Origin of the sequence: Streptomyces sp. NPDC048483 (assembly GCF_040651455.1) — a bacterium.
Taxonomy (GTDB): Bacteria; Actinomycetota; Actinomycetes; order Streptomycetales; family Streptomycetaceae; genus Streptomyces.
Genome location: NZ_JBEZJZ010000010.1, coordinates 99,247 through 120,735 on the forward strand (window position 1 = coordinate 99,247; position 21,489 = coordinate 120,735).

The following is a 21,489-nucleotide window of genomic DNA, read 5'->3' on the forward strand; positions in this document are numbered from 1 at the left end:
CCCTGCAGCAGCCCCTGGGGACAAGTCCTGGACCGCTGTGCCCACGTTGTGCCGGAGTCCGGCACAAAGGGGAGAACGGCCCTCAATGCGTTGCTCGGGTGCCTGGATCCCATCCGAAGACGGCGCGGCAATATCACCATTCTCCCACCGCGCCGTTGGCCGGGTGGAGGTGGAGTGCGGCGAGTCCCGCACCGAGGACATCGACGTGGACCTGGACGCCGAGCCTGAGGAGGTGGAGTGGCCCGCCACACCGATGCCTGCACCCGCGGCATGGCGGGGCTGCCTTCATCGGTGGGTGATGAAATCCCTCTTGCCAAGCGTCAGTTGATGCTGCGTCGATGTTCTCGCTTATGCGATCGATGCGCCGGCGCAGCGTCTGTGGCGGTCGGGTGGCGGCGTGCACGTCACGGGGTCCACGCACCGCCCGCCCACACCCCCCTCAACGCCCCACAACGGGGGAAGAGCACGGTCGACCGTCTGGGAACGCGAGCCGAGCCCAGCCGACCGACCAAATGCGCTTGTCCGCCATTGCGGCACCGCACTACCTTGCCGAGGTGGATCTCTTCTCACGCTCTTGGACGGCGTTGCGCACGGCGGTCGCCGAACTCCCGGACGAGGACTTCGCGCGGCCGTCCGGCTGTACCGGCTGGCTCGTGCGGGACCTGGTGTGCCATCTGGTCATCGACGCTCAGGACGTCCTGATCACCCTCGTGACCCCCGCCGCAACGGAACCGACCCGCGACGCGGTGACCTACTGGGACGTTGCCGAAACGCCGCCGACCGGCGACGACCCCCTTGACGCGCTGATCGTCCGGCTGGCCGCCGCCTACGAGGAGCCTTGGCTGCTCAAGTTCCACTTCGACGACGTCGGCTCCGCCGCCGGCCGCGCCGCCGAACTCGCCGACCCGGGCCTGCGGGTCGCCACCCAGGACGTGGTCCTCACCGTGGGCGACTACCTCTCCGCGTACGTCCTGGAGTGGACGCTGCACCACCTCGACCTGGTCGCGCACCTCCCGGACGCGGCGGAACCGCCCGCGGAGGGGCTCGCCCGGTCCCGCGAGATGCTGGAGAGGATCGCCGGGACCGCGTTCCCCGCGTCGTTCTCCGACAAGGACGCGCTGCTGGTCGGCACCGGACGGCGTGCCCCGACTGGCGCGGAGAAGGCCGAACTGGGCGAGCTGGCCGCGAGACTCCCGCTCGTCCTCGGCTGACCGTCCGGTTGAACGGGACCTTCGGCGCGGGCAGGACGACGACGGCGCGGGAACCGCGCAAACGCCGTGGCCGCAGCGACCTCGCCGACGCGGCAGCTGATGTTCCGGCCCGGCTCCGGCCGGCCCCGGCTCGTACGAGAGGGCCGGTACGTGATGTCGGCGCGGAGCGGACCGCGATGGCTCTGCGTCCCCGCGTGATGCGGTGACCGGCTGGGTTCCCGGCGTCATGCCCGTCACGTAGTGGGGGTGGACCGGCACCTCAGCCACGGCAGGTCTGCTCGAACGCGTCGCCGTCTGCCGACCGGAGAACGACCACTCGGGGCCTGATCATCGTCCGTCCGCCGGAAGGACGCCTACCGACCGCCGGAAGGACGCCTACCGACCGCCGGAAGGACGCCTACCGAGACAGACGCGCCCACCGAGACAGACACCCCTCTGGCATAGGGTCACGCGCATGCTGGACGGGATCGACGACATGGACGACATCGACTGGGCGGCGCTGGAGCACGCGTACGGGCCGGCGGACGACGTGCCCGGCCTGCTGCGGGCGGCCGGCTCCGTGGACGTGCGGATGCGGGACGCGGCGCTGGACGAGTTGTTCTCGTCGCTTTGCCACCAGGGGACGATCTACTCGGCGACGGCCGCCGCCGTGCCGTTCATCGCGCGGCTCGCCCTGGACGGGCCCGGCAGCCGCCTGCCGCTGCTGTGGCTGCTGCACGGCGCGGCCGACGGCACCGGCCGCGAGTATCGGCAGGTGCGCCGGGCGGTGGCCGCGGCCCTCCCCGCAGTGCTGGGCCTGGTGGCGGACGAGGACCGGTCCGTACGGCGGGCGATGGTGTGGATCGTCGCCGCCTGCGAGGACGCTTCCCTGCCGCTGCTCCCGCTGTTGCGGGCACGGTTGGAGGAGGAAGAGGACGCCGAGGTACGGGCCGATCTCGTCACGGCTCTCGGCCTGCTCGATGTCTCGCCGGACATCAGGAGCGCGCGCAACCGGGCGCTGCTGTCCGCGCCGGAGCCGCTGGTACGCACGGCAGCGGCGACGGATCTGCTGCGTACGGCCCCGCTGCCGCTGCCGCCCGATCTGGTGGAGTCGGCGCTGGACGCGCACGAGGCGGCGCCTGCCGACGACACGGACCATCCATGGCCCGCCTCCTACCGGCCGCTCATGGAACGGCTGATGGACGACCCGGATGCGGCGCTCCGGGGGGTGGCGCGAGGGCTGCCGCTGGCCTGGGAGCTCACCGAGGCATGGCGCGAACGGGAGAGGGACGTCCTGCCATGGCTCGCGGCGTCGGCCGGGGGAGCGGAGGACCTCTGCCGGGTGGCGCGGGTGGGCGCCGCTCTGGAGGGCGGTGAGCCCGCGCCGTGGCTGGTGCCGCATCTGAGGTCCAAGGACCCGGCCGTGCGGGTGGCGGCGACGCTTGCCGCGGTGCGGCTGCGCGTGCCCGGCGCGATCGGTCTCGTCCTGCGTCTGATGGACGAACTGCCGGAGGAGGCGGCAACGTTGCAGCTGACTCCGTTCACCGCGCCCGGCACGGTCGTGCCCGCGGCGGTGGAGGTGTTCGGCACGGCTGCCGAGCCGGTGGCACGACGGGTCGTGGCCCGGCCGCGTGCCGAATGGCTGGACGTGCTGCGGCACTTCCCCGCGCTCGCGGTCGGCTGCCTCGACGATCTGGTCCGTCTGCTGCCCGCCTCGGCCGATGTGCTGGCCTCGCTGGGCCGGGCGGCGGGTCCTGTGGCGGCGCGGGCCCTGCGCGCATGTGCCGGGGCCGGCGATCTGACGGCAGCGATGGCGCTGGCGCGGGTCACGGGGGACGCGGGGCCCGCGGTGGACGTGGTGCGGGCGCTGTCGGACGCCGTGGCGCGGCGTACGGTAGCCGTCCGGGTGGCGGGTGAACTCGGCCCGGGTGCGGCGGTGTTGCTGCCTCTGGTGGAGGAACGGCTGAAAGCGCCGGACCGGGAGAGCCGGGCGGACGCGGCTGCCGCGATCTGGCGCGTCACGGGCCGCAAGCACGATACGGCGCCGGTGATCGCGGACCAGCTCGCCCGCCGCGGCGATCTGCACCAGCCGCACCTCGGCGCTCTGCGCGCACTGTCGGCGATGCGCTTGCTCCCGGCGGAGGCCCGTCCCGCGGTGGAGCTCATCGCCTCCTCCCCACGCCGCGTCGTCTCCGGTTTCCCGTGCGACGGAAGCCCGCACCCGGACCTGGCGGCGAGGGAGCTGGCACGGGGACTGCTGGCGCTGACCGTTCACGAGAAATGGCAGCGTGGGTGAGCACGCGGTGCGCCGTGCCCGTCCAGCAGGCATCGGTGAACTTCTGAGAGGGGAGAGAGGCGGAGTGTGGAGGGGGTGTTGGGCGATAGGAGAATCACCCAGCCAACTTCCTTGTGTCATCTGCCAGTACGGCGGCCAGACAGGGCGGAGGAGACTCTCTGCCACGACCGCGACCCGTTGAGCCTCTGCATCCGGAGGACCGGCGTGGCCGCGTACAGGACGAAGCACAGGGCGAAGCACTGGGCGAAGCACGGGGGGCGGCACGTGAGCGTGCAGCAGTACGACGAGATCGGCGAGGCATTCGAGGGGTTCAAGTCCCTGCCGCTGATGCGTTACGGGGAGGTGCCGAGCTTCCTGGGCATGGTCGGGGACGTGAGCGGCAAGTCGGCCAGGGCAATGCCGTCGGCGGTGCCCGGCCGGCCGGTGTCCTGGTGGGGGATCTGGTGATCTCGTAGAGGTCGGCGAGGAAGCTCCAATCGTCCCATCGACCGCCACCGCGACGCTGTGATCGCCGGTCTGCCCCTGCCAGAACCGCTTTCTGGCTTGAGCCCGAACGCGATCACCGCAGCGGCGACGCCGACGAAGAGGCGGCGGTCGCCTCGCTGGCCGAGTACCGCCGCATGATCGGGAACTGACTGGGCCGTTTGCCGAGCGCCGCAGGTTACCGCTCGTCCTCGTCTTGGTAGAAGCGATCCACCCAGCTCTCCAACTGAGCACCGAACTCGGTCTCTGCGGCGTCCCGGAGGTCGTTGGGGTTGTCCGGTGAAATAAGGCCGAAGTTCTCATTCAGCCATGCGACGTAATCCCCATGGCGTGGACTGGGCTTGTCGTCAGTGTCGGGCTCCATGAACTGAGCTCCGTCCCAGGAAGGCCACTGCCACCAGTCGCATCCGAGTTGCCGAAACAGGTCCCGGAGGTTGCGGGCGACGACACCGATTCCTCCCTCATCTCCGAAGACCACCACAGGCAAGGTGGCCAAGTCCTCGCGGTCGTCGACGCGCCAGAGCGCATAGTCCGAACCAGAACCGTTGGCGCGGGCGAAGCACAAGAAGCTGCCGATGAACTCTTGCTCCTCCGAGTATGTCTCGGCGCCGCAGGACCTGCCGAACTCGACGAGCTCGAAGCCGGTGGCGTAGAACTCGCTTCCACATCGCTCGTCGAACTCCTTGAGCCTGTTGAGTTCCGCAACGGGAGAGTAAGCGTCACTCATTGGCACCTCCGAAGCGAGTCGCAAGATCGTTTGGAATCCGATGGACGGTATCACCCTGACCGGAGAGGGCAGCCCTGATCAGCTCGTTCGCAGATCAGCGACGCCCCCACCGCGAGCTCACCACCACCCCCGCTCGTCGCACTCTTCGAGCCCCGCGATCGCCGGTGCCTGCTCCTCGGGGTACGCACTGGCTTCGGGCAGTGCGAGCGCGGTCTGGAACTGCTTGCGTGCCTCGTGGACGCTGCCTGCCGCCGAGAACGTGCGGCCCAGTCGGCAACGGATGTGCATCTCCAACCGGACGTAGTGGGGGTTGGTGAGCGGGGACAGCGTCCGCTGTTGGGAGAGGGCCTGCTGATGGAGGGCTACGGCGGCGCTCAGGTTTCCCACACCCTGTTCTGCCGTGCCCAGTCGCGTCAGAGTGAGGGTGTGGAGGAGGACGTCCCCAACCTGCTCCAGCAGATCGGCCGCCCGGTGGAGCAGGTCCTTGGCCTCACCGTAGTGGCCGAGGTCGAGGCGGACGTCGGCGGCGCAGATCAAGGCCCTGGCGAGCATGCGAGGCCTGCCGTTCTTCTCGGCGTAGGTGCACGCGTCGGCCAAGCACGCCAGCGCTTCCTGGCTGCGCCGCTGCGAGTGGTGGAACATTCCCAGTACGCCGAGCGCCATCGCGGTGGTCCAGGGGTGCTCGAGCCGCTGAGACAGGTCCACCGCCGCAGTGAGATGGGGAATCCCCCGCTCGGCCCGGCCCAGATTCACTTCGGCGGCCCCCAGCCCGGTCAGGGCCTGTGCCTCTTCGTGTGGGTGGGTGCCACGACGGCTGAGGTGGAGTGCCTCGGTGAACCAGGCATGTGCTTGCTGGTACCGGGCCTGGTACATGTCGGTCATGCCCATGCAGTTCCGCAGTGCCGGGGCCATCCGCCGGTCGGTCGCCTCGTCCGCGTGCGCGAGTGCGATCTCAAGGGCTGTCCGGCGCTCGTGGTAACGGCCCCGGCGTTCGAAGTAGTCACTCAGAGCCTCGGCGATCCAGCAGGCGTAGTCGGCTTCGCCGAGCGCCGCGGCGTGCCCGACGACGTCGACGAGTTCTCCGTTGCCGGCCTCCAGCCACCTGTCTGCCTCGTGCCAGTCCGCGAAGGGCGCTCCAGTGATGGGCGGCCCGGTGGGGAAGCCGCTGGGGCCCCAGTCGCTGGTGATGCGGCCCGCGTCCAGGTAGAGGCGGAATGCGGCGGTGCGGGCTGCGCCGGCCTCGTCGGACGAGGCCTCCGCGAGCTGGCGCGCGTGCACGCGGACCAGATCGTGCATGCGGTAGCGGCCTGGACGAGGCTGCTGCAGAAGACTCGTGTCGACCAGGCTTTCCAGGGTCTGCTCGGCGTCGCGGGAAGACCACCCGAGCATCGCCGCCGGTGTCAGCGGGTCGAACTCGACCGTCGGCGCCAGGCCCAGCGCGCGGAATCCGCGCTGCTGCTTCGGCGGGAGCTGGTCGTACGAGAGGCGGAAGGCCGCCTCCACGCTGCGGTCCCCGGTGCTCAGTTCACCGAGACGGTGCTCGTCGCCTGCCATGCGGTCCACCAGGTACGCCAGCGTCCAGGCGGGGCGGGTCTGCAGCCGTGTCCCGGCGATGCGCAGTGCCAGCGGCAGCCCCTCGCACAGCCGGACCAGCTCCTGCGTCGCCTCCGGCTCCCGGCCCGCGCGATCGTCACCGACGATATGCCTGAGCAGGGACACCGCATTGCCGGTCGCCAAGGTCTCCAGGGTGACCCGTCGTTCGGCGTCCAGACCGGCCAGCCGCCGTCGGCCGGCCACCAGCACCTTGCTGCCCGGCCCGGCGGGCAGCAGCGGCCGTATCTGCTGCGTACCCAGAGCATCGTCCAGCACGAGGAGCAGCCGCAGCGAGCTGGTCGCGGCCCGCCAGGCGGCGGTGAGTTCGTCGAGGTCGTACGGCACCTCACTGTCGGCTGCGCCGATCGAGCGCAGCAACCGCCGCAGCGCTCGCTGCGGCGCGAGCCGCTGCCGTTCCGTGCTGTGTGCGCGCAGGTCCACGAACAGGCAGCCGTCCGGGTAGTGGGAGCGCAGCTCATGGGCTGCGCGCACGACGAGCGCGGTCTTGCCGACCCCGGCAGCGCCGTCCACCGCCACGACCGATACGTATTCGGGCGGAGAGAGCTCGGTCAGCAGCGCCAGTTCGCGCTCCCGCCCGATGAGGGGGCCGGCGTCGCCCGGCAGTTCATTGACCGTGCGGTGGGGGCGCGGCCGGGGCAGGGGCTGCACGGCGGCAGCGGGCACCACCGCCGGGCCGAGGAGCTGCTCTTCATCCTGGCGCAGCACGGCCTGGTGCACCCGGCGGAGTTCCTCGCCGGGATCGACCCCCAGCTCGTCGCGCAACCGCTCGCACATGTCCTGATAGGCACTCAGCGCCGCCGCCTGGCGTCCGCTGCCGTACAGGGCACGCATCCGCAGCGCTGTCAGCGACTCGTCGTACGGATCGGACGCGGACAAGGCGGCGAGGTCGTCCAGGGCATCGGCGGACCGGCCGAGCAGGACCAGGCACTCCAGCCGCTCCTGCTGAATCGCGCGCAGCCGCTGCGACAGCCGCTGCCGCTCGCCCTGTGCGAACGGCCCCGGCAGCCCGGCCAGGGGCTCGCCGCGAAACAGGTCGAGCGCCTCGGAAAACCGGTCCATCGCGGTGCCAAGGTCACCGGATGTCCTCGCGTGCTGTGCTGCACCGACCCGTTCGGCCAGCTCCGTCACGTCGACCTGCAACCCGTCGAGGACGAACCGGTACCCGTCCCCGCCACTGCGGATCACCGACTCCGACCGTCCGGTGTCCTCCGCGTCGAGCACCTTCCGCAGCCGGTAGACGTAGCTCGGCAGCACCCGACGACCGGACTTCGGCGGTTGTCCGCCCCACACGTCGTCGAGCAGCTGGTCATAGCTGACCAGTGTGCCCGGACGCAGCACCAGCGCGGCCAGCACCGCCTGCTGCCGTACCGGCCCCAGGTCCAGCGGCGACCCGTCACACCAGGCCCGCACCGGTCCGAGCACCGCGATCCGAAGCCGCTGAGGTGAATCCTGGTCCATCCCGAAGCCCCCCGCTCCCGCGCATCAGCGAGATTTCATCGATATTCCAGCGTCTCCCGCAATGCTTGGCAAGTCAGCACCGAGATCCGCTGCGAAGCACGATCCGCCGGGAAGCGAGAGGAACAGCGAAAGAGGGAGGGCACCGGGCGCGGCGTGCGTGCGACGCCCCATGTCGTACCGGGGCGTCGCACGGGGGTCGACGCGCCGCCAACGGCCGCGAACCCGGTCGCTCCAAGGCCCCTGCGACGGGGGAACTGTTGCCTTCGGTGGCGGTCCTCCTCATCGCCGGGCGGCCATCACGTCACGTCGCCTTGTCCGGCATCAGGAGCTCGTGAGGATCACGAGTTGCTGGGTCGCTCGGGTCATCGCGACATAGCGGTCGACCGCTCCTTCGATCCCCTTGCCGAACTCCTCCGGGTCGGCGAGGACGACCAGGTCGAACTCGAGCCCCTTCGACAGCTCCGGGGTCAGCGACCGGACGCGGGACGTCGCCCGGAACCTGCCTTCGCCGATGTCACCAGCGCCGATGACGCAGGCGATCCCGTCGGCATGCGAGGCGAGCCAGGCGTCGAGGACCGAGTCCAGATCCGCAGCAGATCCGTGGACGACGGGGACGCCGCTGCTGCGGATGGAGGTCGGCACATTGGCGTCGGGGAGCACGGCCCGGATGACCGGCTCGGCTTCCGCCATCACCTCTTCCGGCGTCCGGTAGTTGATGCTCAGGGAGGCCACGTCGATCCGGTCGAGCCCGATCCGCTCGAGCCGTTCCTGCCACGACTCCGTGAACCCGTGCCTGGCCTGGGCGCGGTCGCCGACAATGGTGAAGCTCCGGGACGGGCAGCGGAGCAGCAGCATCTGCCACTCTGCGTCGGTCAGTTCCTGGGCCTCGTCCACGACGATGTGCGCGAACGGTCCGGCGAGCCGGTCCGGGGCGGCGGTGGGCAGGGCGCTCTCGTCGATCAGACTGTCCTGGAGGTCCTTTCCGCGCAGCATCCTCACCGCGCCTTCGCTGTCGTCGCCGGCCGAGTTGAGGTCGGCGGCCGAGAGGATGTCGTCGATGACGCGGGCCATGCGCTCGCGTTCGGCGGCGACAGCGGCGTTGCGCTGCCGCTTGAGCCGTGCCGCCTCCGGGTCGCCGAGCCGCTGCCGTGCCGCGTCCAGAAGCGGCAGGTCGGACACCGTCCAGGCCTGGGGAGCGTCCTTGCGCTGCAGCTTCCTCACATCGTCGCGGTCGAGCCAGGGGGCACACATCCGCAGGTAGGCGGGGACCGTCCACAGATCGGAGACGAGGTCGGCGGCCTCGAGCAGCGGCCAGGCGCGGTGGAGGGTCGTGACCAGTTCGCGGTCCTGCCGCAGCGACCGCAGGAACAGGTCGGGCGAGATGCCGTCCTCTTCCTCGTCCATGCCCTGCTTGTCCATCAGGATCGTGGCCAGTTCCTCCCATATCTGCTCGCGCGCCTCGTTGTGCGGAGTACCGGGGTCCGGTGCCCGGAACGCCTCGGCCCAGTCGTCGGCGCTCACCCAGACGTCGGACCAGGCCGTCGTGACCGTCATGCCCTCGGTGGGCGGCTCCTCGTAGAACCTGACGGCCTTCTCGATCGCCTTCACCATGTCCGCGGACGACTTCAGGCGGGCCACGTCCGGGTCGGCGTCGGCCGCCGCCGCGGCTCCCTCGGCGACGAGGTCCCGCAGGGTGCAGGTCTGCACACCCTCCTCTCCGAGGCTCGGCAGGACGTCGGCGACGTAGCCCAGGTAGGGCTCGTGCGGGCCGACGAACAGCACGCCGCCGCGGCGGTGGCCGAGGCGCGGGTCGGAGTAGAGGAGGTAGGCGGAGCGGTGCAGGGCGACGACGGTCTTGCCCGTTCCCGGGCCGCCGTCGACGACGAGGGCGCCGCGGGAGCCCGCGCGGATGATGGCGTCCTGGTCGGCCTGGATGGTGCCGAGGACGTCGCGCATCCGGGCCGACCGGTTGCTGCCCAGGCTGGCGATGAAGGCGGACTGGTCGTCGAGCGCGGCGTGCTGTTCGAGGCCGTCGGGGGTGAACACCTCGTCCCAGTAGTCGCTGATCCGGCCGCCGGTCCAGCGGTACCTGCGGCGGCTCGCCAGGCCCATCGGGTTGGCGTGGGTCGCCGCGAAGAACGGCTCGGCGGCGGGCGAACGCCAGTCGACCAGCAGCCGGCGGCCCTCGCTGTCGGTGAGGCCGAGCCGTCCGATGTACAGGGGCTCGGAGCCGTCGGCGGCGACGACATGGCCGAGGCACAGGTCGAGGCCGAAGCGTCGCAGGGCGCGCAGGCGGCCGCTCAGGTGGTGGACCTCGGTGTCCCGGTCCATCGCCGCCCGGCCCAGGCCGCCAGGTGCCTTGCGCAGGTCATCGAGGCGGTCGGACAGTTCGGTGATCGCCTGCTCGAGGCTCTCCGCGATGGCCGCGAAGTGCTGCTCGTCGCCGGCGATCAGCGTCGGCTCGGCCTTGGGGGAGAGGCGGCCGGGAAGGTCAAACGCACTGGTGGTTACGGGGTTCATGTCACCAGCCCCGATCTGAGGTCGCGCCCGCGACGGCCGGCGGCGCGCACACCCGCACCTCGGCGCCACGTGCCTGCGACCGCGGCGGGAGTCCCACCACCGGCTCGACGCCACCGCACAACCAATGAACCGACAACAACACACGCACCTCGTGAATCTCCTATTTCCTCAGGTTCTGGCCTCGAGCAGCGATTCTGCGGTAGGACCGGGGCCTTGCCGCAAGCCCCCCGGTGCGCTATAAGTTAAGAGTGGCAAGGAGTGGGTACCTCCCCTTGCCTTTATCGTCCGCTCTGGACGGGCAAGCCCTTCGCGAGGCGCCGACGCGCCACATACGACGGTTTCGTCGGCCCGGGGGCATCTCCGCCGACACTGCGGCTGGCCCAGACAGACCTGGACCACCTCGCGGCGTCCTGGACCAGTACTTTCACCACAGCCCTAGAGGGAATCCCAGGGGACCTCGGACCAGGCAGTGTTGAGAGCGTCGGCCAGGGAGTCGTCATCAAGCGCCGGCGCAGGGCCGTTCTGGAGACCGGTGACCTTCGGACGGCCGTGAAGCTGACCGTGACCACAGGCATCCGCCTCTGCGTGGCACACCCCTGACTCTCACCGGACACAACAGCAACACACATCGCGCTAGTGTGCGCGGGTGAGCCTTTATGTCGTCATAGGATTTGGGCCCGCCGGGGCGGCTACCGCTCGACTGCTGGTCGAGAAGGGGCACTCGGTACGGGTCGTCACCAAGTCGGGCCGAAGCCCGGAGCCCGGCATCGAGCACGTCGCGTTGGACGCGACGGACAGCGAGCGACTGATCGAGGCGGCGCAGGGCGCGACCGCGATCTACAGCTGTGCCGCACCGCCCTACCATCGCTGGGCGAGTGAATGGCCGCCGCTGGCCTCGTCGGTCTGCGCGGCGGCCGAGGCGGCCGGAGCCGTCCTGGTCATGCTGGGCAACCTCTACGGCTATGGTCCGGTGGACGGTCCGCTGACCGAGGAGCTGCCTCTCGCGGCGACCGGAGTCAAGGGGCGGGTGCGCGCCGCCGTTTGGGAGCAGGCGCGGAACCTGCATGAGCAGGGTCGTATCAAGGCGGTCGAGGTGCGGGCCTCGGACTTCTTCGGGCCCGGCGTGACCGACGGCGGGCACCTGGCCGCGCGCGTCATGCCGCGACTGCTGCGCGGCAAGCCGGTCTCCACGCTCGGGGATCCGGACGCCCCGCACAGCTGGACCTATCTCCCCGATGTGGCCACGGCCCTGGTCGAGGTCGCGGGCGAGGAACGGGCCTGGGGACGGGCCTGGCACGTCCCGACGGAGCCCGCGCTGTCCACCCGGGAGATGGTCGGCCACCTTGCCGCCCAGTCGGAAACGGGGCCGGTCGCGGTGCGGCGCCTGTCGCCGGCCGTGCTGGGTGCCGTGTCGCTCGTCTCACCGCTGATCCGCGAACTGAAGGAGATCCGATATCAGTTCGACCGGCCGTTTGTGATGGATGCGAGCGCCTACGAAGCCGCATTCGCGGTACGAGCGACTCCCGTCGATGAGCAGGTCAAGGCGACGGTGGACTGGTGGCGTCAGCGACTGGCCACCACCGGGTGACAGCGTGAAGACGCGGAGGCGGTAATTGAGGTCGGAGAGCGAAGCCCCGGGCGGCTCCAGGACGATGTCCGGGGAGGACTCCCACCGGTCCCGCCGGGGTGGGTTGAGGGCCCGGTACGACGGGTAACTGCGTGCCCATTCCAGCGGTTTGGCGGCTGCCCCCGTCGCCGTGGTGGGCTTCCCACGGCGACGGGGCACCCATGGTGAACGTGCGGCACTGGAGCAGCCGATACCGCACACGCGGCGGACGGTCTAGTCGGTGTTCTCGCCCAGGGGAACCACGAGTCCGATGCCTTCGGCCGCCACGGCGATGGCGTAGTCGAAGAACGCGGACTCGTCCCGGACGCTGTCGTGGGTACGGCTGAAGACCTGGAACACCAGGAGCCCGATCAGATTGCTCCACAGCACGATGCCGCGCTCGATGATGTCCGAGAACGGAGCCTCGGGCACGCCGCCGAAGACCTCCACGGCCTCCGGCAGTAGCAGCGGCGGGCCGGGCACCGCCCGCCGGGACGGGGTGAGTTCACCGGCCTCCAGCGCCGCACGCACAATGCCGCCCAGCACCGCGGGGGTGCGCGAGGCGGGCGGGACCGTGGTCTGCGGGGCGTGGTAACCCGGAACGGGCGATCCGTAGATCAGCGTGAATTCGGCGGGGTTGTCGAAGGACCACTGCCGCAGTGCGCGAGTCACCGCGAGGAGCCGCGCGCCCGCCGACGCATGGGCGTCCCTGGCGGCCTGATCGGCCTGCTCCATCGCGGCGCCGGACTCGTTGTAGGCGTCGATGACCAGCGCGGTCAGCAGGTCGTCCCGATGCGGGAAGGTGGCCTCCACGTCGGTGACGGCAAGACCGCTGCCACCGGCAACGGCCTCCAGGGACAGCCCTCCGGCACCCAGTTTCAGCAGCAGTTGGCGCGCCGTCGTCTTGATGGCCGCCGCCGGCCTGGTGTTCTCATCGGCGGCGCTTGTTCCGGAAACATCCATGGCCAAACCGTACCTGTCGGCTACAACGGTCATCGGCGCAGTCGCCCGAGCGCCTCGGCCATGCGCTGTGCACCCGGCCGTAACCCCATCAGTTCCGGGACGCGGGGTCACAGACCTCTTGCGGTAGTCCACCCCCTCCACGATGCCGCCCATCTCGCGGTTTCCGTCCTTGAGTGGAGATCCGCAAGAACCCGTGCCGGATCCGAGCGGCGGGCGGGGAGTACGCGGATGAGCGCCCGGTCGCCTCAGTTGCCCAAGCCTTCGCCTTGGCCGAGTCGATGTTCGGCGACAGCGGGAGTGCTTACGGCTGCGGACATGTGGGCAACGGCCGATTACCGATCCGCCCGCGCATTCGAGAGGATGGCGGCATGACCGAGATCCACACCCCCCGCCTCCTCCTGCGCCACTGGCAGGACGACGACCTCGTCCCGATGGCCGACATCAATGCGGACCCGCTGGTCATGCACTGGATCGGCGACGGCACCGTCCTCGACCTGGAGCAGACCGCGCAGGCCATCGAACGGTGGGAGGAGGAGTGGGACGAGGAGGGCTTCGGCCTCTTCGCCGTCGAGTTGCTGGCCTCGGGTGAGCTGGCCGGGTTCGTGGGTCTGTCCGTACCCGAGTATCTGCCCGAGGCGCTCCCCGGAATTGAGATCAGCTGGCGCCTCGGCCGTCAGTTCTGGGGGCAGGGCTATGCTTCCGAAGCGGCTCAGGCGGTGCTGGAGTTTGCCCTGCAGGACCGCGGCCTGGACCGCGTCATCGCCATCGACCGGCCAGGCAACGAAGCCTCCGTGAATGTGATGCGCAAGCTCGGAATGGCCTTCGAGCGGGAGACCGTGCACCCGGAATTCGGGCATGCGCTGACCGTCCACAGCATCGACCTCACGGAATATCAGGCCTGAGCGGACCTGGCCTGGGCGTACGCGCACGACTGGGCGGTGCGGCCGTGGCGGCGCCCCGGCAGGGCTGTCGTGGCGCGCCTGGTCCCGATGGCGATCGCGGACCGGCGGAGCTGGTGGCGGCCAGGCTCGGGTTTGTGCCGGCCGGGGCACCGACAGCTTCCGGCATGGAGCGTCGATCACCTTGCGGTGAGGGGTGAGCGCTGAGCGCTGATTGCGTGTCCGGCCTCGGTTCGGTGCCCGGCCGGAGTTCTCTTGCCTATCCATCTCCCATTTTCGACCCTTCGAGAGGGTATAAAATTCGAATAAGACATGGATATGCGGCACACCTGACCTGCCATTGCGCGGCCAGTAGAAGGCGGCGCCCAGGGCACCTCCCGAACCTTCGGTTCCCGCTTGCCGCGGGGGCCTGCCATCGGTGTGGGCCGCTTGATCCCTAGCAGTGAGAAGGTGTGGGCCTATGTCCACCAAGCGTTTGACGAGAGCCCTCGCTGTGACCGCAGGAGGTCTGCTGCTGGCTGGTGGGGCCGCCTTTACCACCGCCGGGACGGCTTCCGCCGCCCCGACGCATGCGGCGTTCAGCTACTCCAGCCACTACAACGGCCATGGCTGGGGCGACTGCAATGGCTACGACGATGGTCGCTACGGCGACTGCGGCTACAACTACAACTACGTCTTCGTCCTCGTCCTCGGCGGCTAGGGTGGCCATTGATGATCACCTCCTGACGGCCCAAGGGCGCCAGTGCCTCGTTTCTGGAGCTCGAGGAGGTCATCGGGCCGCTGACCGACCCGCTGACCGGCCCGTTGGCCGACGCTGACCGGCCCGCTCGTGTACGGAGGAAGGGCAGCTGACGCCTTCCACGCGGGGCACCGGGGTGCAGGAGTCCGACTCCCGCACCCCGGCGTCATGAGGCGGGCCTCAGCGAAGATATTCCTCGATCACCTCCGCGCCGCGGACGGCTCCGCCGCTGTCCCTGACCACCTTGCGCATCCGATCGAGATTGGTGCGCACGGTGGTGTCGGAGGCGACTCGGGCGACTGCGGCGCGCAACGCCTCGGCGGTGACCGTGGCGGTGTCCAGCTGCTCTCCGAGCCCCAGTTCCTGTGCGCGCCCGGCATTGGCGGCCTGTTCGGGCATCTGGGGGACGGTGATCAGTCCCACCCCGTAATACAGGGCCTCCATTGTGGAGTTCATTCCGGCGTGGGAGACGAAAGCGTCGGCATGCCGTAGCACGGCCGGCTGTGGGAAGTACGGTCGGACGTCGATGGTGGGCGGAATTTCTCCCAGCTCGGCCCGGTCCAGATTGCCGATGGTCATGGCCACTTGGTAGGGCCCGTCGCCGAAGGCTTCGATGCAGGTGCGGTAGAACTCGGGCCGGTCGTTGAATACCGTGCCGAGTGAAATGAACAGTACGGGGGACTCGGGGTCGGCCGGCGACCACTGTTCGGCGTGCTCCCGGCTGCCCAAGGAGGGGCCGATGAAGTGGAAACGTTCGTCGAAGGTGTCACCGGCGGGCTGGAATTCCCTGGGTATGAACACAAGGTTCAGTTCTTCGGTGAAGTTCAGGACGCTCTTCGGGTCGAGCGTGACACCGTGTTCGGCGGAGAAGTCTGCACAGTCGGCGGCGAGCGCGGCCATCATGGGATTCTCGTCGCCAACTTCGCGCATGACGTCGTCGAACAGCGAGAACGACTCGTTCGAGGCGAAGCTGGGAACGGACCGCACGGCGGGCAGGCCCAGTTGTTCGGCGAGGACCCGGGCCGGCCAGTTCATGAAGTCGTAACAGATCACGTCCGGCGACTCTGCGGCACAGTACTCTCGCAGCACCGGGTACAGCGCACGCATCTCCGCGAACATGCTGCGCATCCAGACGGGGATCTCTTCGAGGTCGAACTGGCGGGGCGGAGTGAGCACTGCGGGCGACTGCAGCTTCAACTCCACCCAGTGCGCACCGGCCTTGGTCACCGCCTCGGCGTGCTCCGCGTTGGTGGCATAGTCCACCCGGTGCCCCCGGCGTACGAGTTCCTCTACCAGTGGCAATGTGGGATTGACATGTCCGTGTCCGAAAAGGGTCACGAATAACAGGTGTTTTGCCATGTTGCCGATCGTACCGAGCCGGGATTTCCGCTCCTCGGCGCCCCTGCGCTTTCGGTCTTCGACGGCGTGTCGCGCGCGGTAGCCGAGTACGGCTGCTGAACACGGCGCAGGCCGCGTAGCAGGAGTGCAAGAAGCGACCGTTGCCCGCGTAGCGATCGTGTGCGGACGGGCTATCACCCGGTGCATCCGCTCCCGTACAGTCCGTGGTGTCGATGCTCCGTCAGGGGCCAAGCCCAGTCGGCCGAACAGGAGAAGAACGTGGCCACCGAAGCCAGCCCTGGCCCCCTCCCGTACGTCCCCGGAACGGGGCGGCCGGTCCCCGAGGCAGAGCCCGCGCTCGTGGAGCGGTGGCGGTCCGAGGGAGGCGAACTGGTCGATCTGCTGACCCAGGTGCGCGAGCGGTGCGGTGGTGTCGCGGCGTTCCGGCTCGGGCCGGCCCCCACGCTCCTCGTCACCGACCCGCAGGCGGTCCAACACGTACTCGCCCGGCACCCGGACCGTTACGTCAAGCGTTCCCACCGCGCCCGACTGCTGATCGGCGACGGCATCATCGCCGCCACCGGCGCGGCGTGGAAGCAGCAACGCCGCTTGCTGCAATCCCAGTTCACCGGAACCGGAATGCGCCGCTACGAACAGCGGATCACCGAGGCCGCCCGGACAACTGCCGGGCGCTGGGCCGGTTACGCCCGTACCGGGCAGACCTTCGATGTCGAACGGGAGATGCACCGCTTCGCTCTGGACACCATCTGGCGCGCCCTCACCGTGCACCCCCTCGATGACGGGACCGAGCGCGAACTGGACGCCGTGGCAGCCGTGGTAGCCGCCCTTCCGACGCTCCCCGCCGATGCCGTCGATGCCCAGGACGCCGTTGCCGCCGACCTCGCCCGGATCGACGCGGTCGCCCGGCACGCCATCGAGGTCGCCCGCGGCGCCGCGGGCGGCCCCGACGGCCCGGGTCTGCTGCACGTCCTGCTCGATGCCGCCACCGAGCGCCCCGAGTACACCGACCGGCTGATCCGCGACGAACTCGTCACGCTGCTGGTTGCCGGACACGAAACCACCGCCACCACCTTGACCTGGCTCTACCTGTTCCTCGACCGGCACCCCGCCGCCCGCGAACAAGCGCTCGCCGCGGGCGGCGAAGGCTCAGCGCAACGCGGCCAGGCCATCCAGGCCCTGATTCATGAGACGCTCCGGTTCTATCCGTCCGCCTGGATCCTGCCCCGCCATGCCACCGAGGACGACACCCTCGTCGGCTACGCCATCGAGGCGGGCACCGACATCCTGATCTGCCCGTACCTCACGCACCGCGATCCCGAACTGTGGCCGGAGCCGGAGCGCTTCGACCCCCGGCGTTTCACCACCCCCGACGGCCGGCCGACCCACCCGGGCGCCTACCTCCCGTTCGGCATCGGCCCCCGCGCCTGCCTCGGTCTGCAATTCGCCCTTCGCGAAGCGACCGTCCTGCTCGAACACCTGCTGCCGGCCTACACCCCGGCCTTCCGCTCCACCCCCACGAAGGCGGCGTACGGCATCACAGTCCGCCCCGACGGCCCCCTCCCCGCAACCCTGCAACCGTCCGCCATCTGAAGCCGGCAGCCCCACGGTCCAGCGGCCCGTCCACGCCTTCCGGTGGCCGGGCGGCCGCAACCTGGCAGCGATTGCGGGAGCCAAGCCCGCTGGCCGGGGAAGGGAAGCCGGTAATGGGCAGGGCATATTGTGTCTATACATCGCTTTTAGGTAAGGGGGAGTCAGGTCCGTGTCGCTCGGATCCCCTCGCTCGCCGGCGGCCGCGAACCGGGCCCGGCGCGCAGCGGCGTGGCTGCTCACGGCCGCGTCGGTGGTCTACAATGACTGGCTCCTGCAGTTCGTCCTCCCCACGGGACTTGACCAGCGTGACTCCTACGTCAGCGAACTGTTCGCCGCCGACCAGCCCCACCGGATCCTGTTCAGGTGCATCGAGCTGGCCTGCGCGATACTGATGATCGGCGCCGCCTTCCTGGCCCGTGGCGCCCTCTCTCAGCCCCTTGCAGTCGTCGGGTGGACCGCGGTGGGCGCCATGGGGCTCTTCTCGGTGACCGACGTGCTGATGCCGATGCGCTGCGCGCCTTCGGTGCAGCCCGGGTGCACAGCAGTGAGCCTCTGGCACGCGGCCACCAGCGGAGCGGTGCACTTGGCCCTGTTCGCGTCCATGGCGCTCTTCATCGCCGCATCCCACCGCCACGCACCCTCGTGGCCGCTGGTTCACCGGTGGGGCCCGTGGCTGCTTCCGGCCTCCATGGCCGCGGCGATCGCGACCGTAGGCCCCTTCTTCGGCCACCCGGGCGGGCAGGGGATCGCCCAGCGCATCCATCTGGTCTCGGTCGGAGCGTGGTTCGTCCTGCTCGCCGCGGAGCTCTTCCGCACATGCCCCACCCCCAGAACCGCGCCGACCGGGGCGGCGGAACGCGGGCCGCAGGACCGTCCCGTCGATGGCGCCGTTGAGCTTGACGACCTGGCTTGACGTTCCTCTCCCGCACCGCCGCGCTCTTACCGCCCAGGTTGCCGGGGCCTGTCCAGCTGATAGCGGTCGAATAACGTCTGCGTCCAGTGGATGTACCACGGCACAGGGCCCTGGGTAGGTTCAGTTCCCATGACAGAGGACGTCGCGAACATCGACCGGCAGCAGCTGATGGCGGAGGCGCTCCAGGAATTCGCGGCGCGCAGTGATGAGCAGCTGGACTGGACCCTGGGGCTCGTCCGGCATCGCCTTGGCGCCGCTCGCCGTATGGGGGTGCCCGTACCGGCCGACCTGGCCAGTAGGGTCTCGCGGCTGTGTGAGAAGCGCAGCTGGCCGCTCGATGACCAGGAGCAGGGGGCCTGAGTTCGTCGGTGTCCACGGGCCGTCGAGGCAGGTGAGGGGCTCGCACCGGCCGCCGGCCGGCCTCCGACCGGCGTGCCCGCCTCCGTCGGCGGCCGGCCCGGCGCCACCCGTTTTCTCGCTCGCCCGCGCCACCCCGCCCGGCGCCCGGCCGTGACTGCGGGTTTGCGGGTGTGAGCCCACGCGTATGCCCTGCGAAGCGCGCGGAGTGCATTGACCGGGCCGATACTGGGTTCCAGTCGCGCCGGACGCCGGGTCGGAGCAGATCGAGCGGCGCTCCGGGCTCCGACGCGCAGTACCACTGGGACGGTACGAGAGTGGTAGGTGATGGACACACCGGTGACGACGTTCAGCGAGGGACCGGACGACCCGTTCGCAGTGCGTCGCTCGGCCTCCGCGATGCTGGACGACGCAGGGCGGGTCGTCGGCTGGAGCGAGTGTGCCAAGGCACTGCTCGGCTACTCGCCCGAGGAAGTGCTGGGGCGGGCGGCGCGCGAGGTGCTGCTCGACCCGAGCGAGGAAGACGTCGTCATGGCCGCGGTGGCGGCCTGCCTCAGCTCTGGGGGCTGGTTCGGGGTCATCCCCGTACGGGACCGCGGCGGCAAACGGGTGGAGCTGGGCTGCCGGGTCCGGGCGGTGACGCGGGCGGGCAGCGGTATCGAATGGATGGTTGTCTGCGCGCCCGCGGAGCAGGTGATCCAGTGGGAGACGGACCGGTCGGTCCTGGACGGGATGTTCCGCCGGTCCCCGATCGGTCTTGCGGTGCACGCCCCCGACCTGAGCCTGCTGCGGGTGAACCGGGCGGTCGCGCGGTTCGGTGGCATCCCGGCCGAGTACTACCCCGGGCTGCGCACCGGCGACTTCGTCGTCAGCCGGGACGCGGAACGGGTGGAGGCGGCGCTGCGGCGGGTGCTCGAAACGGGTGAGCCGCTGATCTTCACCGAGCAGCCCTGCCATCTGCGGCACGACCCCCACCGCGAGCTGGTCGTCTCCGTGTCGGCCTTCCGGATGCAGGACTCCTCGGGCCGGATTCTCGGCGTCACCCAGATGGTCGAGGACGTCACCGACCGCTACCGGGCTCGCCAGAGACTGGCGCTCCTCAACGAGGCCGGTGCCCGTATCGGCACCACCCTCGACGTCGAGCGCACGGCGCGCGAGCTGGCCGAGGTGGCGGTCCCCGACCTCGCGGACTGTGCCTCCGTCGACCTGCTGCAACCGGTCACCCGTGGGGAGGAACCGGGCAAGGAGCCGTTGGCCCCCATGGTCAGGACGGCCGTCCGGAGCATCTCACTCGAGGCTCCCCCGGTGATGTATCCGGTGGGCCACACGATGCACTTCCCCCCGCAGGCCCCGCAGGCCAGATGTCTCGCCGAGCGGCGCCCCGTCCTCGAACCCGTCCTGGAGTTCTCACCCGGCTGGTCCTCCCTTGACCCGGACAAGGCCGAGCGGGTACTGGAACTGGGCGTCCACTCGCTCATCGTCGTGCCGCTGGTCGCGCGCGGCCTCGTACTGGGCGTGGTGAGCCTGTGGCGGTGGCGGCGGCCCGAGCCGTTCGAGGAGGACGACCTCACGCTGGCCGAGGAGTTCGCCGCACGGGCCGCCGTCTGCATCGACAACGCCCGCCGCTACACCCAGCAGCACCAGGCCGCGCTCGCCCTCCAGCGCAGCCTTCTGCCGCGCGAGGTGCCCGAGCACCCGGCGGTCGAGATCGCCCACCGGTATCTGCCGGCCGATGTCGCCGCGGGCGTCGGCGGCGACTGGTTCGACGTCATCCCGCTCTCCGGGCTGCGCGTCGCCCTCGTCGTCGGCGACGTGGTCGGCCACGGCATCCACGCGGCGGCCACCATGGGCCGGCTGCGGACCGCCGTCCACACCCTCGCCAACCTCGACCTGCCCCCGGACGAGGTCCTCTCCCACCTGGACGACCTCGTGGACCGGCTGGCGGCCGAGCAGGAGGCGACCGACGAACGTGCCCCGCAGGTTGTGGGCGCGACCTGCCTGTACGCGGTCTACGACCCGGTCACCCGGCGCTGCGCCCTCGCCCGCGCCGGTCACCCGCCGCCCGCGGTGGTGACACCGGACGGACGGGTGGTCTTCCCCGATCTGCCGGCCGGCCCGCCGCTCGGCCTCGGCGGGCTGCCGTTCGAAGCCGTCGAGCTGGAACTGCCGGAGGGGAGCCTGCTCGCCCTCTACACCGACGGGCTCCTGGCGGTCCAGCGCCGGGACCTCGACGAGGGACAGGCGCTTTTGCGCCGGGCACTGAGCGATCCCGCCCGCTCCCTGGAAGACATCTGCAAGGCGGTGGAGGACGCGCTGCTGCCCGAACGCCCCGACGATGACATCGCCCTGCTCACCGCCCGCACCCGCTGCCTGGCCCCACACAAGGTGGCCACCTGGGAACTGCCGGCCGAGCCGACCGCGGCCGCCGAGGGCCGGACGCTTGCGGTGGCCCAGCTCAATGACTGGGGGCTGGAGGAAGCGGCCTTCACCACCGAGCTGATCGTCAGTGAGCTGATCACCAATGCCTACCGTTACAGCAGCGGCCCGGTCACCCTCCGGATCATCCGGGACCGCCACCTCATCTGTGAGGTCTCCGACACCAGCAGCACGTCCCCCCATCTGCGCCACGCCGCCACAACCGACGAAGGCGGCCGCGGCCTCTTCCTGGTCGCCCAACTCACCGAACGCTGGGGCACCCGCTACCTGCGCAACGGCAAAACCATCTGGGCGGAGCAGCCGTTGCCGTCGATGTGACCACCAGATCCCCGCGGCCCG

At 70.3% G+C, this 21,489-nt stretch carries 15 protein-coding genes; 10 read left to right on the plus strand and 5 right to left on the minus strand.

From position 1 onward, the window contains the following. Positions 1-554: 554 nt before the first annotated feature. From AB0D04_RS08115 to AB0D04_RS08125, 3 genes are all read left to right on the plus strand, one after another. Complete coding sequence (locus AB0D04_RS08115; protein ID WP_362700640.1) at positions 555-1,211, plus strand: maleylpyruvate isomerase N-terminal domain-containing protein; 657 nt, start codon at positions 555-557, stop codon at positions 1,209-1,211. Between the two features lie 454 nt (positions 1,212-1,665). Next, a complete protein-coding gene (locus tag AB0D04_RS08120) occupies positions 1,666-3,486 on the plus strand; it encodes a hypothetical protein (protein WP_362700581.1) in 1,821 nt (606 codons plus the stop codon). 264 nt (positions 3,487-3,750) lie between these two features. Then, positions 3,751-3,933 carry a hypothetical protein gene (locus tag AB0D04_RS08125; RefSeq protein WP_362700583.1) on the plus strand — a complete coding sequence of 61 codons (183 nt, stop codon included), beginning with the start codon at positions 3,751-3,753 and terminating at the stop codon, positions 3,931-3,933. Between the two features lie 214 nt (positions 3,934-4,147). Here the strand turns inward: AB0D04_RS08125 and AB0D04_RS08130 are convergent, their stop codons facing one another. From AB0D04_RS08130 to helR, 3 genes are all read right to left on the minus strand, one after another. Beyond that, positions 4,148-4,696, minus strand: a complete 549-nt coding sequence (locus tag AB0D04_RS08130; RefSeq protein WP_362700584.1) for a hypothetical protein — start codon at positions 4,694-4,696, stop codon at positions 4,148-4,150. Positions 4,697-4,813: 117 nt separating this feature from the next. Beyond that, positions 4,814-7,768 (minus strand): BTAD domain-containing putative transcriptional regulator, encoded by a 2,955-nt coding sequence (locus tag AB0D04_RS08135; protein ID WP_362700586.1) that lies wholly within the window; start codon positions 7,766-7,768, stop codon positions 4,814-4,816. Between the two features lie 321 nt (positions 7,769-8,089). Then, on the minus strand, positions 8,090-10,288 hold the full coding sequence (helR, locus tag AB0D04_RS08140) for an RNA polymerase recycling motor ATPase HelR (RefSeq protein ID WP_362700588.1): 2,199 nt from the start codon (positions 10,286-10,288) through the stop codon (positions 8,090-8,092). A gap of 646 nt (positions 10,289-10,934) precedes the next feature. Here helR and AB0D04_RS08145 point away from each other — a divergent pair. After that, positions 10,935-11,876 carry an NAD-dependent epimerase/dehydratase family protein gene (locus AB0D04_RS08145; RefSeq protein WP_362700590.1) on the plus strand — a complete coding sequence of 314 codons (942 nt, stop codon included), beginning with the start codon at positions 10,935-10,937 and terminating at the stop codon, positions 11,874-11,876. A gap of 252 nt (positions 11,877-12,128) precedes the next feature. Here AB0D04_RS08145 and AB0D04_RS08150 read toward each other — a convergent pair whose 3' ends face one another. After that, the gene (locus AB0D04_RS08150; RefSeq protein ID WP_362700592.1) at positions 12,129-12,857 is read right to left on the minus strand and encodes a TetR-like C-terminal domain-containing protein; all 729 of its coding nucleotides are present in this window, start codon (positions 12,855-12,857) and stop codon (positions 12,129-12,131) included. A 368-nt stretch (positions 12,858-13,225) separates the two neighbouring features. On the opposite strand from AB0D04_RS08150, the gene AB0D04_RS08155 reads away from it, so the two are divergent. Further along, positions 13,226-13,759, plus strand: a complete 534-nt coding sequence (locus AB0D04_RS08155) for a GNAT family N-acetyltransferase (RefSeq protein WP_362700594.1) — start codon at positions 13,226-13,228, stop codon at positions 13,757-13,759. A gap of 457 nt (positions 13,760-14,216) precedes the next feature. Then, a complete protein-coding gene (locus AB0D04_RS08160; RefSeq protein ID WP_362700596.1) occupies positions 14,217-14,456 on the plus strand; it encodes a hypothetical protein in 240 nt (79 codons plus the stop codon). Positions 14,457-14,675: 219 nt separating this feature from the next. Here AB0D04_RS08160 and AB0D04_RS08165 read toward each other — a convergent pair whose 3' ends face one another. Next, on the minus strand, positions 14,676-15,854 hold the full coding sequence (locus AB0D04_RS08165; protein WP_362700598.1) for a macrolide family glycosyltransferase: 1,179 nt from the start codon (positions 15,852-15,854) through the stop codon (positions 14,676-14,678). Positions 15,855-16,112: 258 nt separating this feature from the next. Here AB0D04_RS08165 and AB0D04_RS08170 point away from each other — a divergent pair, with 258 nt between their 5' ends. From AB0D04_RS08170 to AB0D04_RS08185, 4 genes are all read left to right on the plus strand, one after another. Beyond that, entirely contained in the window at positions 16,113-17,444 is a 1,332-nt protein-coding gene (locus tag AB0D04_RS08170; RefSeq protein WP_362700600.1) for a cytochrome P450, read from the plus strand. Positions 17,445-17,613: 169 nt separating this feature from the next. Next, a complete protein-coding gene (locus AB0D04_RS08175; RefSeq protein WP_362700602.1) occupies positions 17,614-18,357 on the plus strand; it encodes a DUF998 domain-containing protein in 744 nt (247 codons plus the stop codon). Positions 18,358-18,486: 129 nt separating this feature from the next. After that, entirely contained in the window at positions 18,487-18,717 is a 231-nt protein-coding gene (locus tag AB0D04_RS08180; RefSeq protein ID WP_362700604.1) for a hypothetical protein, read from the plus strand. A 324-nt stretch (positions 18,718-19,041) separates the two neighbouring features. Further along, positions 19,042-21,468: a SpoIIE family protein phosphatase gene (locus AB0D04_RS08185; RefSeq protein ID WP_362700606.1), complete on the plus strand. Its 2,427-nt coding sequence runs from the start codon at positions 19,042-19,044 to the stop codon at positions 21,466-21,468. The last annotated feature ends 21 nt before the right edge of the window (positions 21,469-21,489 follow it).

Excerpts from the sequence above, each read along its gene's own strand:
- AB0D04_RS08180 (WP_362700604.1), top strand. The coding sequence starts at position 18,487 with ATGACAGAGGACGTCGCGAACATCGACCGGCAGCAGCTGATGGCGGAG.
- AB0D04_RS08130 (WP_362700584.1), bottom strand. The coding sequence starts at position 4,696 with ATGAGTGACGCTTACTCTCCCGTTGCGGAACTCAACAGGCTCAAGGAG.
- AB0D04_RS08135 (WP_362700586.1), bottom strand. The coding sequence starts at position 7,768 with ATGGACCAGGATTCACCTCAGCGGCTTCGGATCGCGGTGCTCGGACCG.
- AB0D04_RS08185 (WP_362700606.1), top strand. The coding sequence starts at position 19,042 with ATGGACACACCGGTGACGACGTTCAGCGAGGGACCGGACGACCCGTTC.
- helR (WP_362700588.1), bottom strand. The coding sequence starts at position 10,288 with ATGAACCCCGTAACCACCAGTGCGTTTGACCTTCCCGGCCGCCTCTCC.
- AB0D04_RS08120 (WP_362700581.1), top strand. The coding sequence starts at position 1,666 with ATGCTGGACGGGATCGACGACATGGACGACATCGACTGGGCGGCGCTG.
- AB0D04_RS08155 (WP_362700594.1), top strand. The coding sequence starts at position 13,226 with ATGACCGAGATCCACACCCCCCGCCTCCTCCTGCGCCACTGGCAGGAC.
- AB0D04_RS08150 (WP_362700592.1), bottom strand. The coding sequence starts at position 12,857 with ATGGATGTTTCCGGAACAAGCGCCGCCGATGAGAACACCAGGCCGGCG.
- AB0D04_RS08160 (WP_362700596.1), top strand. The coding sequence starts at position 14,217 with ATGTCCACCAAGCGTTTGACGAGAGCCCTCGCTGTGACCGCAGGAGGT.
- AB0D04_RS08165 (WP_362700598.1), bottom strand. The coding sequence starts at position 15,854 with ATGGCAAAACACCTGTTATTCGTGACCCTTTTCGGACACGGACATGTC.